This is a genomic window from Aliivibrio fischeri, assembly GCF_009727955.1.
GTDB classification, from domain to species: domain Bacteria; phylum Pseudomonadota; class Gammaproteobacteria; order Enterobacterales; family Vibrionaceae; genus Aliivibrio; species Aliivibrio fischeri_A.
Genome location: NZ_WOBR01000012.1, coordinates 15,837 through 28,628, shown reverse-complemented (window position 1 = coordinate 28,628; position 12,792 = coordinate 15,837). Strand labels below are relative to the sequence as shown.

Annotated in this window: 15 protein-coding genes; 9 read left to right on the top strand and 6 right to left on the bottom strand. The window is 37.6% G+C overall.

The window, feature by feature from the left end; all coding sequences use genetic code 11:
* Positions 1-28 precede the first annotated feature (28 nt).
* Positions 29-613, top strand: coding sequence for a Fe-S biogenesis protein NfuA (nfuA, locus tag GNP81_RS16600; protein WP_005421395.1), 585 nt, complete (start codon positions 29-31; stop codon positions 611-613).
* 80 nt (positions 614-693) lie between these two features.
* On the opposite strand, the gene recG is transcribed toward nfuA, so the two are convergent.
* On the bottom strand, positions 694-2,775 hold the full coding sequence (recG, locus tag GNP81_RS16595) for an ATP-dependent DNA helicase RecG (protein ID WP_155671310.1): 2,082 nt from the start codon (positions 2,773-2,775) through the stop codon (positions 694-696).
* Positions 2,776-2,796: 21 nt separating this feature from the next.
* Positions 2,797-3,129 carry a DUF2500 domain-containing protein gene (locus GNP81_RS16590; protein ID WP_155671404.1) on the bottom strand — a complete coding sequence of 111 codons (333 nt, stop codon included), beginning with the start codon at positions 3,127-3,129 and terminating at the stop codon, positions 2,797-2,799.
* 298 nt (positions 3,130-3,427) lie between these two features.
* Between GNP81_RS16590 and GNP81_RS16585 the strand changes: the two genes are divergently transcribed.
* On the top strand, positions 3,428-3,793 hold the full coding sequence (locus GNP81_RS16585) for a hypothetical protein (RefSeq protein WP_011262820.1): 366 nt from the start codon (positions 3,428-3,430) through the stop codon (positions 3,791-3,793).
* Positions 3,794-4,617: 824 nt separating this feature from the next.
* Positions 4,618-4,860 (top strand): YecH family metal-binding protein, encoded by a 243-nt coding sequence (locus GNP81_RS16575; RefSeq protein ID WP_155675007.1) that lies wholly within the window; start codon positions 4,618-4,620, stop codon positions 4,858-4,860.
* A 64-nt stretch (positions 4,861-4,924) separates the two neighbouring features.
* Here GNP81_RS16575 and GNP81_RS16570 read toward each other — a convergent pair whose 3' ends face one another.
* The 3 genes from GNP81_RS16570 to rsmD all read right to left on the bottom strand — a co-directional run bounded on the left by GNP81_RS16570 (position 4,925) and on the right by rsmD (position 6,532).
* On the bottom strand, positions 4,925-5,518 hold the full coding sequence (locus GNP81_RS16570) for a YhgN family NAAT transporter (RefSeq protein WP_005421385.1): 594 nt from the start codon (positions 5,516-5,518) through the stop codon (positions 4,925-4,927).
* A 144-nt stretch (positions 5,519-5,662) separates the two neighbouring features.
* Positions 5,663-5,929, bottom strand: a complete 267-nt coding sequence (locus GNP81_RS16565) for a DUF1145 domain-containing protein (RefSeq protein ID WP_005421383.1) — start codon at positions 5,927-5,929, stop codon at positions 5,663-5,665.
* Complete coding sequence (gene rsmD / locus GNP81_RS16560) at positions 5,930-6,532, bottom strand: 16S rRNA (guanine(966)-N(2))-methyltransferase RsmD (RefSeq protein WP_012534366.1); 603 nt, start codon at positions 6,530-6,532, stop codon at positions 5,930-5,932.
* 70 nt (positions 6,533-6,602) lie between these two features.
* On the opposite strand from rsmD, the gene ftsY reads away from it, so the two are divergent.
* The 6 genes from ftsY (at position 6,603) to glpG (ending at position 12,193) form a co-directional block, all read left to right on the top strand.
* Entirely contained in the window at positions 6,603-7,841 is a 1,239-nt protein-coding gene (gene ftsY / locus GNP81_RS16555; protein ID WP_155675006.1) for a signal recognition particle-docking protein FtsY, read from the top strand.
* Between the two features lie 3 nt (positions 7,842-7,844).
* Positions 7,845-8,513 (top strand): cell division ATP-binding protein FtsE, encoded by a 669-nt coding sequence (gene ftsE, locus GNP81_RS16550; protein WP_005421376.1) that lies wholly within the window; start codon positions 7,845-7,847, stop codon positions 8,511-8,513.
* Positions 8,506-9,459 (top strand): permease-like cell division protein FtsX, encoded by a 954-nt coding sequence (ftsX, locus tag GNP81_RS16545; RefSeq protein ID WP_155671306.1) that lies wholly within the window; start codon positions 8,506-8,508, stop codon positions 9,457-9,459. Before ftsE ends, ftsX begins: the two co-directional genes overlap by 8 nt.
* 215 nt (positions 9,460-9,674) lie before the next feature.
* Entirely contained in the window at positions 9,675-10,535 is an 861-nt protein-coding gene (rpoH, locus tag GNP81_RS16540) for an RNA polymerase sigma factor RpoH (RefSeq protein ID WP_005421372.1), read from the top strand.
* A 485-nt stretch (positions 10,536-11,020) separates the two neighbouring features.
* Positions 11,021-11,344 carry a thiosulfate sulfurtransferase GlpE gene (gene glpE / locus GNP81_RS16535; RefSeq protein WP_012534374.1) on the top strand — a complete coding sequence of 108 codons (324 nt, stop codon included), beginning with the start codon at positions 11,021-11,023 and terminating at the stop codon, positions 11,342-11,344.
* Positions 11,345-11,350: 6 nt separating this feature from the next.
* A complete protein-coding gene (gene glpG, locus GNP81_RS16530; protein WP_155675005.1) occupies positions 11,351-12,193 on the top strand; it encodes a rhomboid family intramembrane serine protease GlpG in 843 nt (280 codons plus the stop codon).
* A gap of 77 nt (positions 12,194-12,270) precedes the next feature.
* Here the strand turns inward: glpG and GNP81_RS16525 are convergent, their stop codons facing one another.
* On the bottom strand, positions 12,271-12,681 hold the full coding sequence (locus GNP81_RS16525) for a flagellar basal body-associated protein FliL (RefSeq protein WP_005421359.1): 411 nt from the start codon (positions 12,679-12,681) through the stop codon (positions 12,271-12,273).
* Positions 12,682-12,792: the final 111 nt, after the last annotated feature.

Genomic DNA, 12,792 nt, shown 5'->3' with positions numbered 1-12,792 from the left:
ATCATACTAAATTAGTCAGGTATTACTTGTGTCTTCAATCAATATTACTGAAAGTGCCCAAGAGCATTTTGCAAAACTTCTAGCACAGCAGCCAGAAGGGACAAACATCCGTGTATTCGTGGTTAACCCGGGTACTCAAAACGCAGAGTGTGGCGTATCTTACTGTCCACCAGAAGCAGTAGAAGCGAATGATACTGAGCTGAAGTTTGAAAAATTATCAGCATACGTTGATGAGTTAAGCCTGCCATTCCTTGAAGATGCTGACATTGATTATGTTACTGACAAGATGGGTTCTCAGCTTACTCTTAAAGCACCTAATGCGAAAATGCGTAAAGTAGCCGATGATGCACCATTATTTGAACGTGTTGAATACGCAATTCAAACTCAAGTTAACCCACAATTAGCTGGTCACGGTGGCCATGTTAGCCTGATGGAAATTAACGATGAAGGTGTTGCTATCGTTCAGTTCGGTGGTGGTTGTAATGGTTGTTCAATGGTTGATGTGACACTAAAAGAAGGCATCGAAAAAGAACTATTGGTTCAATTCGAAGGCGAATTAACAGCAGTTAAAGATTTAACTGAGCATGATCGTGGTGAGCACTCTTACTACTAATTGCTAGTTTAATCGCAATAAAGAAAAGGTGAGTAGTTACTCACCTTTTTTGTATCTGCTATTTATGAGGAGGAAATTATTTAAGCATTCGAGTAAATGTCTCGTTCCCCTAACCAACGTAAAATAATGGCTTTCGCATTTTTTGGGTAGTTATCATGTAGGTGACGAGCAATGCGTTGTACTTCTGGTATTAGGTGTTGGTCTCGAACTAAATCAGCAATTTTAAAGTCAGCCAAACCTGTTTGTTTGGTTCCAAGTAATTCACCTGGTCCTCGAATTTCTAAATCACGTTGGGCAATCACAAAGCCATCATTACTCTCTCGTAAAACACTTAAGCGTTTTTGTGCGGTCTTTGATAATGGCGAGTGATATAAGAGTACACAATGACTTGCAACAGAGCCTCGACCTACACGCCCACGTAATTGGTGTAGCTGTGCTAACCCTAAACGTTCAGGGTTCTCAATGATCATCAAACTTGAGTTAGGCACATCTACCCCCACTTCGATAACCGTAGTAGCCACTAACAAATGCAGATTTCCTTCTTTAAACTCCTGCATGATTTGCTGTTTTTCTTTTGGCTTCATTCTGCCGTGCACTAAACCAATTTTTAGTTCGGGTAGTTGTAATCGTAACGCTTCTGCGGTGTCTGAAGCGGCTTGGGCTTCTAATACTTCGGAATCATCAATAAGAGTACAAACCCAGTAGGCTTGTCTACCATCGTTCATACATGCACTACGAACTTTGTTTACTATCTCATCACGACGTGTATCTGGAACGGCTATCGTTTGAATCGGTGTTCTACCCGGAGGAAGCTCATCAATAACAGAGGTTTCTAAGTCAGCATAAGCCGTCATGGCTAGCGTTCTTGGTATGGGCGTAGCAGTCATGATTAATTGATGTGGATAGGCTCCATTTTTTTGGCCTTTTTCACGCAGTTCTAAGCGTTGATCAACACCAAAACGATGTTGTTCATCAATAATAACCAGAGCAAGATGATGAAACGCCACATTTTGCTGAAACAGTGCGTGAGTACCCACTATCATTTTCGCTTCGCCACTGGCTATGCGCTCTAATTCTTTTTCTTTCGCTTTACCTGTTAGTTTTCCTGCAAGCCAACCAACAGTAATTCCCATCGATTCAAACCAATGTGCAAAGTTAGCGGCGTGTTGTTCTGCGAGTAATTCCGTCGGAGCCATTAAAGCAACTTGATAACCGTGTTCGATAGCCTGTACCGCTGCTAATGCTGCAACTAAGGTTTTACCTGAACCTACATCACCTTGTACTAAGCGCATCATTGGATGAGGTTTTGCTAAATCTTGTTCGATTTCAGCGACAACACGTTGTTGAGCGTTCGTTGGAGTAAAAGGAAGTTGTGCTAATAGTTTTTGCTTTAAATTAGTTAGTGTTGCTAGTGGTAACGCATCTTCTTGTTGTCCTTTACTGCGAACAGACAACATAGATAAATTTTGAGCCAACAACTCTTCCATAATTAGGCGCTGTTGAGCAGGATGTTTACCTTCATCAAATGCATCAAGGTTTATTGATGGATCTGGACGATGAATAATATGAAGCGCTTGATTAAGGGTGATTTGGTTATTGTATAAACCTTGTGGTAAAAGCTCAGTAACTGCTGCTTTATCTAATAACTCTAAGGCTTGGTCAGTTAAACTACGTAATGTATTTTGACGTAATCCATCCGTTGTTGGATAGACGGGCGTTAAGCTTGCTTCAATTTCAAGTGGCTTGGATGGCACATGAAATTGATATTCGGGATGAACAATTTCTAAACCACTGCCTCCACGTTTAATCTCTCCATAAGCATGAACTAACTTGCCTTCACTAAAGCTGTTTTTCATGCCAGCATTAAAATTAAAAAAGCGTAGGGTTATGGTGCCGTTTCCATCACTGATCTTTACCAGTAGCATTTTTCTTTTGCCAAATTGCATATCACAAGACATGACTTTGCCTTGTACTGCGGCAAATAAGCCAGAGTGAACACGTGCCATCGGGTATACACGTGTTCGATCTTCGTAGCGTAATGGAAGGTGGAAAAGTAAATCTTGAATGGAGACCAATCCTATTTTTTCGAGCTTTTCTGCGACTTTTGCTCCCACACCAGCAAGAGAGGTTAATGGAATGGCAGAAAGCATGGTATTGGTCATAAGTGGTTCCCTAGTATTTCTTTAATCTCGCTTTAAGGCAAAGTGATGAAATTTACGCCCTTGATAAGTCATTATACCTTTATCTCCTGGATTTAGAGCATGAAAATAATGGACGCCGACTTCAAATTCTCGTTTTGGTCCAAATCGTCCTTTTTGCACATAAATCCAAAATTCCTGATCTTCTTCTCCGGGTTGAGTGTCTGGGATTTCAACTATTTGCTTATCTAAAATAGTTACTTCGGCTGTCATCTCAGGTGCGTTTTCTCCCAAGATATATTTGCTTTGGAAGCGTTTAAATAAAAAAGCTGCAGCAAGAATAAAGATAAGTAACAAAATAATATAAGTAACAGGCATGATTTTCCTTAAACGTGCAAGTAAATACATAAGTTCATCATTATTCTACTCTTTATAGAAAGATAGATAAGGAGTATTTATCGAGTTTGTGCGGGTTTTCTAGTTATTTTATGTATCTTTTCTTTAGAAGTAGAAATCAAGAGACGAACTGAGATCTAGCTCGAACATTATCTTAAAATTATCCCCTATTATTTTACTGTGTACTAAAGATAATAATCTGAAGGATCAGAAAGAGAAACTCGCATTTGCATGGTATAAAGTAGAAAGAGATTTCAGAGTTAAAGATTAGGAGAGTGATATGTCTGATATTGATCTTGTTGTGAAGCAAAGTCGTAAAATTGAATCTTTATTAAAGACACATTATCACGCAGAAGGAAAAGGACTTCATCAGCTTATTAGTAGTTGTGAGGAGCGTCTTCCTCATGAAGTGATTAAGAAATTACGCTTTATTGCAACTATGCGAAACAAAGTCGTGCACGAAGAAGGATATAAGTTAGAAGATAAATCCGCTTTCAAAGCTACGTGTAAAGAAATGAATGATATTTTGACCCCAAGAGCCAGTCGATTTTTATGGAAATTAGTGGGAGGGATTGTATTGATTGCTACTTTGATTTCTTTAGCTATCTATATGATTCACTGGGAAAATATTAAGCATTTATTTTAATTTCTATATTTTAGGCATAAAAAAACGGACGCATTTGCGTCCGTTTTTTTATATGAACTTATTTGAATGTAGATTAGTACATCATTGGCAGAGTCATTAGTCCAACAACTACTGCGATCATCATAAGTCCTTGTTTTTGCGATGAAGTAATCATTACTATGCTCCTCTAATGTCATCTATCATTGCTTGACAAATAGAATAACACCGTTTTTGGTTATTGATCAAGCACTGATTGCTCTAAAGCTTAAAAAAATAACTTTTCTATGACAATAGTACCCGTTACCTCCTTGGTTAAGGTATGTTTTTGTCTGTTGTTATTGTGGTTTTTTGTGTTTAAATCATGTTAACTTGATTTAAGTTGTTGATTTTAATGTTTTTAATTGGTTTTTTTGTGGTTTGTTTATTGAGCATCTATTTTAGTTGTGATTTTAGAGTTTAGGTGCGATATCTTGCTCTACTTTCAATTTTGCCTTTTTTATTGCTTTAATATGATCGGCTTTTAAGTGACTTTTATATCATTAGATTCTAAAGAGCGCATTTTTCTAATAAAAAATCATATTGAACTGGTTATAAGTTACTTTGATATATATGAAAAATTAATATATATACTGCTTAAGTGGTTGTATTTGTTGTGTTTTATCTTCTATTTTTATGTTTTTCATCTTGTCGATAAAATGGTCTTTTTTAATGTGGATTATGCTTTTAGTTGTTTTGGCTTACTATTGCTTTCTATGCGCTATTTATCGATAAAAATAGAAAGCATAAAGTTCACAGTTGTTATCTGGTATCCTAAGACGGTCTTTAATAAATGATGAGAAAGTGAAATGAAACAAGATATCCATGGTCATGTTGTTTTAAATATTCTTATTGATTCTAAAGAGCCGCTACCACGCGCTCAATTGGAAGAAAAAATAGAGAGTGAATTTGGTTCTGAGGTTTGTTTTCATACTTGTAGCCAACAAGATTTAACGTTGGCTGAGTTGCTTGATTTTTTACTATCTAAAAAGAAGGTTGTCGCAACGGAAGAAGGGCTTACAGCAAACCCTGAGCGCATGTGTCATCATTAATTATATTAGCGTAAATAAAAAGGTCGCATATAGCGACCTTTTCATTTGAAAGAGATGGTTTAGATTAAATATGGCTGAAGTAGCTCATGATGCCATCTAAGAACATTTGTACCGATATCATAAGTAATAGCATACCCATTAAGCGTTCTATTGCTGCTAACCCTTTCTCACCAACCACGCGTTGGAATATTTCAGAAAACATTAAAATAACGGTTGTTGCTGACCAAGCTCCTAATAAAGCAAGGCTCCAATCAAGCATGCGATCTGGCTCTTGGTGAGCTAAAAGTAATAATGTAGCGAGAATAGAAGGACCAGCAATCATAGGGATAGCAAGTGGTACAATTAAAGGTTCATCACCAGCACCTAAACTTGCACCTAATCCCCCCTCTGGTGGGAAAATCATTTTTAAGCCAATTAAGAATAAGATAATGGCACCAGAAATAGATACCGCTTCTTTTTTAAGGCTTAAGAAATTCAGGATTTGCTCTCCCATAAACAGGAATGCCATCATTATTGCCAAGGCAATAAGTAGCTCTCTGATTAAAATTATACGTCTACGCTTTTTTTCTACGTGTTTAAGAATGGCTGTAAATACAGGTAAGTTACCCATAGGATCCATTATAAGAAAAAGCATGACAGCGGCAGAAAGCGTATCCATAAATGTGTACCAAGATTAAAGTTCAGAAGAATATCGGCAATGGTAGCATAGATACCCATTAAAAATGAGTTGAAGAGGTGGAGTCGTAGTATAAAAAAAGGAGCTAGGTGCTCCTTTTAAAATACTTTATTTGTAGCGGTTATTTTACATCATGTGTTTTTTTCTGATGTCCAATAAAGCAAATACACCAAAGATGAGTATTGACCATTTTTCCCAACGACTCATTGATATTTTATCGCCAAAAGCACCAATAAAGATAAGCATCTGTAAACCATGCATCATAAATAAGAATGCAGTCATGATGTAAAGGGCAATGGCGGCTTTACCTGGAAATGGCATAAAGAAATTTAAAATTAAAATAAACCATACAAAGGCAATGGCAGCTTTAGCAAGAATGATCAATCCTTTCATCTATTCCTCTCTTTCATATAATTTGAAGGTTACTTGTCCTGCCGTTTTGTCTTTGCTTAGATGCCAATGGGCAGGAACAGGCAATGAGCTTAATTCTTTTTCTGCTTCAATGTATATCATAGCGTTTGCCGCTAACCATCCATTATTTTCTAATTTTGTTAAGGTTTCTTCTAATAAATCTTTTCTAAATGGAGGATCAATAAAGACAACATCAAATGGAGTTGCTGCTTGATTTAAAAACGTCAATGCATCGGTATGATGAATTTCGATATTATCTGCTTTTAAACTCTCTGCATTTTGTTTAAGTTGTGCATGAGCTTGTTTATTTAATTCAAGCATTACGACGTGTTCAGCACCTCGAGAAGCGGCTTCAAAACCTAAACCGCCGCTACCAGAAAAAAGATCTAAACAACGAGCTCGAGGAATATCAGGTGCTAACCAGTTAAAAACAGTCTCTTTTACACGGTCCGTGGTTGGTCGTAATCCTTCTGCATCATGTACAGGGAGTTTGCGTCCGCGCCAGCGCCCACTGATAATACGAATGCTTCCTGAGCGACCATTTGTGCCAGAAGTGCGAGGTGAGTGTTGTTTACGTTTAACCATAGATTTTTTGACCGCTCAGAAAGTGATAGTATACGAGAAAATTGTACCAATTTAATTCTAGGATTTCCCAATGACAGGCAAAAAGAAACGCGGATTATTGTCTTGGTTAGGTTTTGGTGATGAAGAAAAAGCCGAACAACCAGCAGTAGAACAACAATCAGTAGAAGAAAATGCAGAAACGCTTTCTCAGGCTCCATCTAAAGATGATAGTGCCGTAGAGAGTGTAGTGGAAGATGCAGAGCTTGAACAGCCTAAAGAAAGTGAGAAAGTAACGGTACAAGCTGAAGAAGCGACAGAAGCGGAAGAAGTTGTTACTGAGAAAGAACCTGAAGCGGAATTAGAGGCTGAGCCTGTAATTAAAGTGGAAGAAGTTCAAGAAAAACCAACAGAAAGTTTCTTTGCTCGCTTAAAGCGTAGTTTACAGCGCACAAAAGAGAATATTGGTGCAGGATTCTTTGGTTTATTTAGCGGTAAAAAAATTGATGATGAACTGTTTGAAGAGCTTGAAGAACAGTTATTAATTACCGATGTTGGAATGGACACGACAGTTAGAATTATTGATAGTCTAACTGAAAAAGCGAGTAAGCAAGATCTTAAAGATGGTGAAGCATTATATGGTTTACTAAAAGAAGAAATGGCTGAAATCTTAGCGAAAGTTGAACAACCATTAGAAATTGACGAAAAAAATATGCCACACGTTATTTTAATGGTTGGTGTAAATGGTGTGGGTAAAACAACAACCATTGGTAAGTTAGCGAAACAATTCCAAAATGAAGGTAAATCAGTCATGCTGGCTGCGGGCGATACGTTCCGAGCGGCTGCAGTAGAGCAACTTCAGGTTTGGGGTCAGCGCAATGATGTTCCTGTTATTGCTCAACATACTGGAGCTGATAGTGCGTCTGTTATTTATGATGCGATTGAAGCTGCACGAGCACGTAAAGTTGATGTTGTTATTGCTGATACTGCCGGTCGTCTCCAAAATAAGAGTAACTTAATGGAGGAATTGCGTAAAATTGTTCGTGTAATGAAGAAAATTGACCCATCAGCACCGCATGAGATCATGTTAACGTTAGATGCGGGTACGGGTCAAAATGCCATTAGCCAAGCTAAATTGTTCAGTGATGTTGCTCCAGTAACTGGAATTACATTAACGAAATTGGACGGTACAGCAAAAGGTGGTGTTATTTTCTCTATTGCGGATCAATTCCAAATTCCAATCCGTTTTATCGGTGTCGGTGAAGGCATTGATGATTTACGTCCATTTGTGGCGCAAGATTTTATTGAAGCATTATTTAGTCGTGAGGAATAGCGCGTGATTCGATTTCAGCAAGTGTCGAAAGCCTATCGAGGTGGTCGTCCAGCATTACAAAAAGTAAATTTTCATTTAAATAGAGGTGAAATGGCTTTTTTGAGTGGTCATTCAGGGGCTGGTAAAAGTACGTTGTTGAAACTGATCTGTGCAATAGAACGTCCAAGTGATGGCAAGATCTTATTTAATGGTCATGATATTACAAAAATTTCGAATCAAGATATTCCATTTTTACGTCGTAATATCGGTATCGTTTTTCAAGATCATAAATTACTGATGAATCGTACTGTTTTCGATAATGTTGCATTACCAATGCGTGTTGAATCAGTACGAGAAAATGATATTAAGCGCCGAGTCTCGGCAGCATTAGATAAAACTGGGTTATTAGATAAAGCAAAAAGTTACCCTATGCAATTGTCTGGTGGTGAACAGCAACGTGTGGGTATTGCTCGTGCGGTTGTAAATAAACCTATGTTGTTATTGGCTGATGAACCAACAGGTAACTTAGATCCACAGTTATCTCGTCAGGTGTTTAATCTTTTTGCTGAATTTAATCGTGTGGGAGTAAGCGTATTAATGGCTTCTCATGATTTATCATTAATTGGTGGTAATAAGTACCGTCGTTTTGATTTACACCAAGGGTGTTTACGCGAGGTTGCTGATCATGGCTAAGCGTAAACCTAAAAATACTCAAGGTGCATCAAATGACGGTTTCTGGGCTACTCATAAAAAACAAGCCAAGCTTTCTTTTCAAGAACTGTTACGTCGTCCTTTAGGTAATATGCTGACATTAGCGGTGATTGCTATGTCATTAACCCTACCTTCAAGTATGTACTTAATTGGTAAAAATTTAACGATTGTCGCTTCAAAATGGCAAGCGCCTTCGCAAGTCAGTTTGTACTTACAACAAGATGTTGCAGAAACCAAAGTTCAAACTTTAAAGAGTGAGCTAGAACGCTGGAAAGAGATTGAAGCGGTTCAATACATCTCTCCACAAGAAGGTTTAAAAGAGCTGAGTGAGCATTCAGGATTTGAGCAAGCACTAACACTATTAGATAGCAATCCGTTACCCGCAGTGTTAATTGTTTCACCAAAAACTGAGTGGCAAGGTACAGAACAAGTAAACCAGCTCGTTAATCGTTTGAAGCAGCAATCTTATGTAAATGAAGTTCGTTTGGATGATGATTGGTTAGCTCGATTGGATGCCATTAAACATGTAGCTATCGTAGTTGCAACGACATTGGCTATTCTAATGTTTGTTGCTGTCTTTTTGATTGTAGGTAATACATTACGTTTTAATGTATTAGAGCAAAAAGATGAAATTCAGGTAATGAAATTAGTTGGTGCAACAAATACTTTTATCCTACGCCCTTATTTGTACACGGGTATGTGGTTTGGTCTATTAGGTGGTTTTGTTGCTTGGCTATTAACTGCAATTATTACGGTTACTCTAAATGGAGCGGTAGATAATGTGGCTGTACTTTACGATAGTATCTTCCGTTTAGTTGGTTTAACGTGGGATGAGAGTTTACTATTGCTTATGTTATCGTCATTTTTAGGTTTACTAGCGGCTCGAATTTCAGTATTGCGTCATTTAAAAGAAATTGAACCGGTATAAAACAAAACGATCCTTATTTTAAATAAGATCTTAAGCCGCTAATTGATTGAATTAGCGGCTTTTTTGTTTTTGTTTTGTTAAAAACTGAACTTACTTAACAGAAATTAGTCAATAAAGTGTGGATAATTTTCCGCCTTTCACTTGCAGTCTGTTTACTTTAAGTACATTATTGCAAGGTTAAGTTAAGTAATACCAAGATATAAATGGGGATTTGAATGTCGAAAGAAATGTATTCAATGGCTGTCGTTTCACAAGATAGTATCGATAGCTATCTACGATCTGTTAATAGTTACCCAATGTTAACTGTGGCAGAGGAGCGTGAGCTAGCGGAGCGTTTACACTACAAAGAAGAAATAGAGGCAGCGAAAGAGCTGATCCTATCTCATCTTCGTTTCGTCGTACATGTTGCCCGTGGTTATTCAGGTTACGGTCTACCTTTAGCTGATCTTATTCAAGAAGGTAACGTAGGCTTAATGAAAGCTGTAAAACGTTTTAACCCAGAAGTGGGTGTGCGTTTGGTGTCTTTTGCTGTGCACTGGATTAAAGCTGAAATTCATGAATACGTATTGAGAAACTGGCGTATTGTGAAGGTAGCAACGACCAAAGCACAACGTAAATTGTTTTTTAATTTAAGAAAGAATAAAAAACGTTTAGGTTGGTTTAATAACGGTGAAGTTGAAGCCGTTGCAAAAGATCTTGGTGTTGCACCGTCTGAAGTTAGAGAGATGGAAGCACGACTTGCTGCTCAAGACTCAACGTTTGAAGCTCCTGCTGAAGATGATGATCGTGATATGGCGTTTACTGCACCAGTTTACTACCTAGAAGACAAGCAATCTGATGTTGCTTACTCTTTAGAAGAAGATAACTGGGAAGATTATACAAATAATCGTTTAGCAAACGCGATTGCGACGCTAGATGAGCGTAGTCAGCACATTGTCCAATCTCGTTGGTTAGCTGATGAGAAAGCAACACTGCAAGAGTTAGCAGATACTTATCAAGTATCGGCGGAGCGAATTCGTCAACTTGAGAAGAATGCGATGAAAAAATTGAAGGATGCCGTTGGCGACGTTCTTTAATAATAAGAAGAATTTTAAAAAAGGCTGAACTTGAAAGAGTTCAGCCTTTTTTTATACCTGACTGTAATAGTAACGTCAGTAATTGAGTGGAATATCTAATCTAACCGTATTGGTATGATCAAGAGTTTGATTAATTGGACAGATTATAATAAAAATATCTTGTGCATAAGTAGGGAGTTATCTGTTCAGATCTTAATTAAATTTAGTAAAACCTAGATAACACGATAGCTTAGCAACAGAATTTATATCCACACTTTAAAAAGGATCTTCACTACATATAGTGGATCACTTTTTCATAAACTACTTTATCAACGTAATTCACAGCTTTCTCCACAGGTGGGTAAAAATTAAACAACTAAAAATAGCCTAAAAAAATGTGTGGATAATAACTATGTGGATAACTTTGTTTAACCCTTACGTACTCTGTGTTTTTCTTGTGGTTAATCGAGAGTACAATAAATAAAAAATAGAGAGAAAGGCTCATAATGGATCAGTTTCAACATATATCAGTAGTAGACGCTCAAGAAAAATTAAAGCAGCAAGATCTTAATGCTGTATTGGTAGATATTAGGGATCCACAATCCTTCATTAGAGGGCATGTAGAAAATGCATTTCATTTAACGAACGACACGATCGTTGAGTTAATGAATGAGGTTGATTTTGAACAACCAGTATTGGTTATGTGCTATCACGGGCATAGTAGCCAAGGTGCTGCTCAATATTTAGTGAATCAAGGCTATGAAGAGGTCTATAGTGTTGATGGTGGATTTGAAGGTTGGCATAAAGCAGGATTACCTGTGGAGAAATAAAAGTATATGCAAAGATTAATCGCATTATCAAACCCTAGAGCAGGGCAGGCATTTATAGATTATATGGCATCGAGACATATAGATATCAGAATGATGCCTGAAGGGGATGGACAGTTTGCTTTATGGGTTGTTTCTGATGATGCTTACCTACTGGAGGTTGAGTCAGAATTACAGGCATTTTTACGTAACCCTAATGATGTTAAATACCAATCAGCATCATGGGATATGGCGGATACACGAACTGCAAAGTTTGCATATGGTTCGCCTAATCTCATCAAAATGATCAAAGCCAAAGCCGGGATCTTTACGTTATCGATTATGCTTGTGTGTATTGTGATTTTTGCTTTGCAGCAATTAGGTTGGAATAACTCGATTTTCCAAGCACTACACTTTCCTGCCTATCAAGGACAGAGTGTTGAAGTATGGCGCTGGTTCTCACATGTATTGTTGCACTTTTCTGCGACACACATAATTTTTAACTTATTGTGGTGGTGGCAGTTAGGTGGGGATATTGAATTACGATTAGGTCGCACTAAATTAGTTCAGCTGTTTTTATTTTCTGCCTTATTTTCTGGCTTAGGTCAGTTCTGGGTAGAAGGGGCTAATTTTGGTGGCCTATCTGGTGTGGTGTATGCATTACTCGGTTACTCTTGGTTTATTGGCTGGCTAGCGCCAGAGAGGGGCGTTTCAGTTTCTAAACCAATAGTCGGTTTTATGCTTGTTTGGTTAGTTCTTGGTTATGTACAACCTTTTATGGCGATTGCAAATACTGCACATTTAGCCGGTTTAATTACGGGATGTGTGATTGCAGGTATTGATAGTCGCTTTAAAAGATCTTCATTAAGTTAAAAAAATGAGCGAGGTAATGATTATCTCGCTCATTTTATATCGACGCAGATAAATGAAAATATCTGGTATAAAAACGGTTATTGGTAGATGTATTTGGTAAACAGTAAATCAACGGCTAACGTCTTTCCTGTCTCTGCAAGTAACAGTTCATTAATTGCAGTTAAACACTCTTTTCTAATTTCTTCACGACCCGCAAGGGATTTAATTCTTTGTTCTGGTTGTTGTCCTAACACTTCAACTAATGCGTTTCGGATCTGTGGATTATGACGCTCTAATTGCGGTAAATCTCGGTTATCTGCAACAAGAATATCTACTCGAATTTGGATGTAACCTAGCTTTTTTCCTGTTGTTACAAAGTTCGTTGTTAAATCTGGTGCCAGTGTAAAGTAGCCCATTTGAGGAGCGACTTCTTCTTCTGCGTGGATCGCAGGGGAGAATATTTGGCTAATAATCAGCAGTAACCCTGCAAATAATGATTTCTTTGTCATTTTCTAATCCATTCATCAGTCAATTTATTTTATTACTTGATACAATAGTCGGCAGTTGTGAGAAAAAATTAACTACAATCTTTCAATATAAGCAATATATGTGAAAGATGT

Coding starts and splice junctions, on each gene's coding strand:
- GNP81_RS16575 (WP_155675007.1), top strand. CDS start 4,618: ATGAAACAAGATATCCATGGTCATGTTGTTTTAAATATTCTTATTGAT.
- glpG (WP_155675005.1), top strand. CDS start 11,351: ATGCAAAGATTAATCGCATTATCAAACCCTAGAGCAGGGCAGGCATTT.
- ftsX (WP_155671306.1), top strand. CDS start 8,506: ATGGCTAAGCGTAAACCTAAAAATACTCAAGGTGCATCAAATGACGGT.
- GNP81_RS16565 (WP_005421383.1), bottom strand. CDS start 5,929: ATGAAAGGATTGATCATTCTTGCTAAAGCTGCCATTGCCTTTGTATGG.
- recG (WP_155671310.1), bottom strand. CDS start 2,775: ATGACCAATACCATGCTTTCTGCCATTCCATTAACCTCTCTTGCTGGT.
- glpE (WP_012534374.1), top strand. CDS start 11,021: ATGGATCAGTTTCAACATATATCAGTAGTAGACGCTCAAGAAAAATTA.
- GNP81_RS16570 (WP_005421385.1), bottom strand. CDS start 5,518: ATGGATACGCTTTCTGCCGCTGTCATGCTTTTTCTTATAATGGATCCT.
- rsmD (WP_012534366.1), bottom strand. CDS start 6,532: ATGGTTAAACGTAAACAACACTCACCTCGCACTTCTGGCACAAATGGT.
- GNP81_RS16585 (WP_011262820.1), top strand. CDS start 3,428: ATGTCTGATATTGATCTTGTTGTGAAGCAAAGTCGTAAAATTGAATCT.
- GNP81_RS16590 (WP_155671404.1), bottom strand. CDS start 3,129: ATGCCTGTTACTTATATTATTTTGTTACTTATCTTTATTCTTGCTGCA.
- GNP81_RS16525 (WP_005421359.1), bottom strand. CDS start 12,681: ATGACAAAGAAATCATTATTTGCAGGGTTACTGCTGATTATTAGCCAA.
- ftsY (WP_155675006.1), top strand. CDS start 6,603: ATGACAGGCAAAAAGAAACGCGGATTATTGTCTTGGTTAGGTTTTGGT.
- rpoH (WP_005421372.1), top strand. CDS start 9,675: ATGTCGAAAGAAATGTATTCAATGGCTGTCGTTTCACAAGATAGTATC.